4 protein-coding genes are annotated in these 2,027 nt (G+C 32.0%); all 4 read right to left on the reverse strand.

Annotated elements, in window-relative coordinates; translation table 11 throughout:
- On the reverse strand, positions 1-229 hold a 229-nt coding region (locus EXE10_RS21800), incomplete at its 3' end, for a hypothetical protein (RefSeq protein WP_017480467.1).
- On the reverse strand, positions 216-638 hold the full coding sequence (locus EXE10_RS20730) for a hypothetical protein (protein WP_015060719.1): 423 nt from the start codon (positions 636-638) through the stop codon (positions 216-218). The genes EXE10_RS20730 and EXE10_RS21800, both read right to left, overlap by 14 nt.
- Before the next feature lie 160 nt (positions 639-798).
- Positions 799-1,035: a hypothetical protein gene (locus EXE10_RS20735; RefSeq protein WP_015060718.1), complete on the reverse strand. Its 237-nt coding sequence runs from the start codon at positions 1,033-1,035 to the stop codon at positions 799-801.
- A gap of 61 nt (positions 1,036-1,096) precedes the next feature.
- Positions 1,097-1,924 carry a DUF3560 domain-containing protein gene (locus tag EXE10_RS20740; protein WP_015060717.1) on the reverse strand — a complete coding sequence of 276 codons (828 nt, stop codon included), beginning with the start codon at positions 1,922-1,924 and terminating at the stop codon, positions 1,097-1,099.
- Between the last annotated feature and the right edge of the window lie 103 nt (positions 1,925-2,027).

Consider the following 2,027-nt stretch of genomic DNA (forward strand, 5'->3'; position numbering starts at 1 on the left):
AGTTTTTAATATCATCTTTAAAAATATATAAGCAGGCAGTACCAAATAGCAAAGTTGTAGCTAGATTAAAAAATATTTTAATCATTTCGTAAAAATCTTGATTTGGTTGTCCAAGATCATTGTACCAGTGGCTACTTATAAAATTCCCAATGTTATACCCTGCCAACATTCCTACAAGTGTATAAATAATTATCATCAGAATTTTAGATTTATACTTAGTGTTTTTCATTAAAATTTTCCATTTGCTCTATGTTCTCATAGTAATCTAATTCAGTTACTTTCAACTCTAACAATATTGAGTGATAAAAGTTTAATGGTAGATTCAAAAGTTCATTGTGTACCGCCCATAAATCAACTTCAGATTTAAAAAGCTTAGTGTATCTTGGTTTGCCTTTTTGGATTCTTTCGCTTTCTTCTGCAATTAGTTCGGCTCTAATTTTATTTAACATATTGATCATATCTATAGCTGTTTGATCTATTGTATAGATATATGAAGTTTTGCCATTCATCCATAATTGAGCATCACGCTTATTGAACTTTGTATTTTCTTCATAGACTACATTATAAAAATCTATAACCTGTTCCCGACTGTATAAGCCATTCTTAAAGCATTCTATTTTGAACTGTGCATTATTCATATTAGTGACCTCAATAACTTTATGTTAGCTCTTACCTGTTAAGACTATGCTTTTTTGCATATCCATAAATTTGATTCGCAATGAACCGCAATTTTTTTGCTTCATTGGAATATCACCCGCAAAAAAATTGCGGGCGACTTTATCACCACTTTTTTGGTTTCTATATTTGATTTAAAACCAGTAATGTTGATTCTAAATCTTCAATATGTACACCTAGTTTTTGGGCTAGTCTGTGCATGTTTTTATCATCAAGTATTCTTAGCGCTTTGTGTAATGATGCATAATTATTTAATGTAGAAAACTCCTCTATTTTATCATCAATGTAAACTTGATCTAACCCAGCATCTTTAAAACACTCGATCACCTTTAGCCCAACAAAAGATAATTTTTCAATCATTTTAACCTTTCCTTAAATTGCTTCATTGATTAGTAAAGAAAGCCCCGCAGGGCTTACTTTATTATATTTGATCTATAAGGCTTATTACTCGTTTAGATGCGTATATCCCATTTGCATTTAACTGGCGTACCCAAGCGCCCCGACTTGGCGACCATTTAAAACCATTACTTTTTAAAATTTGGCGTATTTCTTCCGTAGGTTTACCATCAAATATAAACATGCAACGGTTTTCTATTTTGCATTCTGTATATTTATAAAGATCGTTCTCAACTTCATTTGAAGTTCTATTTTCAAGTGTTTGCAATTCTGCAATACGCTTTTTCAAGCGGTTAATTTCAGCATTATTATTCTGAAGTGAATAGCTTGCAAAACCAATTGAGCCATATTTAGGATTTAATACGTCTATAGCTTTTTCTTCAGAGAATCCAAGTTCAATTAATCCCTCTAAACGTGCATTGTGTTCGGGAAATTTTTTAATTAACTTGTTAGCCTTTTTCATTAACTCTTGCGCCTGCTGTAACTTCTCAAGCTTGCTTTTAAGTTTTTCTATTGCATTAGGGTCGTCACTTGAAATACCGCCCTTGCCTACGCTATCAGCTTTATTTTGATAGTATTCGGCTTTCTTCATTTCCTGAACTGATTTACCCATAATAGAGTGAATTTTAGAACGAAAGTTTCTATCTCGTTTTTCACTATGATGACCAACTAAAACTGGCTGTCCAAACGGTATACATTCAACCATTTGATTTGAACGTGTCGCCAATACTGTGCTTTTTACTGTTGCTTTATCAGCTAAAGCTTCATAACGATCTAAGCGGTTTTGTTGGCGTTCTTCATAACGGTTTAAGCGTTCTGCTTTGATTGCATCATTGTTATTTTGGTCGTTCATAATTCAATACCTTTTTAATTTAAGTCGCCAATCGACTTAATAAAAACATTATACCTAAATTGATTTGTTAGTACAAAACAATATATGTAAACAAGTGTAATTT

The sequence above is a fragment of the Acinetobacter sp. WCHAc060033 genome (assembly GCF_004209125.1).
Lineage (GTDB): Bacteria > Pseudomonadota > Gammaproteobacteria > Pseudomonadales > Moraxellaceae > Acinetobacter > Acinetobacter wuhouensis.